We start from the raw sequence: 559 nt of genomic DNA on the forward strand, positions 1-559 counted from the left end.
TTCTTGATGCCGATGGCTCTGTTATTGTCGATTGGTACAAAGAATGGGAAATCGCACCACCAAAGCCGATTGATTTTAAATTAAATAATGAGACAACCAATGTTGCGGACCATGTTGATCAAGTCATTATGAGGATGATTGAAGCTTCAAAGGGAGCGTTTTCTGATCGTTCACGCATTATTGGGCTTTGTGGAAATGAATTTTTCTCCAAATTGAAAAACCATAAAACAATTCGTGAGACCTATTTAAACACAGCCTTAGCACAGACACTCAATAGCGCCGGAGGTGTTGCAACACCAAGTTCGATTGGCTCTGGGAGCTTTGGTAGTTTTGACTTTGCGGGTGTGACTTTCATTAATTATCGGAGTATCCACAACTATAATGTAAGTGCGAAGGCTGGAACAAAGCGCGCCATAGGCATTAAGCCTGATGAATGTCAATTCTTTCCTGTTGATGCGCCTGGTGTCTTCCAAAAAACCTTTGCTCCTGGTGAAAGCTTGGATTTTGCCAACACGGTTGGAAGACCTCTCTACACGATGCTTATCGTCGACCACGACCG

The 559-nt window shown here is 43.1% G+C and carries 1 protein-coding gene; it reads left to right on the plus strand.

Annotated elements, in window-relative coordinates:
* The coding region (locus ACFIJL_RS09865; protein ID WP_375624558.1) for a major capsid protein at positions 1 to 559 on the plus strand (559 nt) is incomplete at both ends.

The organism is Bartonella sp. TT119HLJHH (genome assembly GCF_042193385.1).
In the GTDB taxonomy this organism is placed as follows: Bacteria; Pseudomonadota; Alphaproteobacteria; order Rhizobiales; family Rhizobiaceae; genus Bartonella.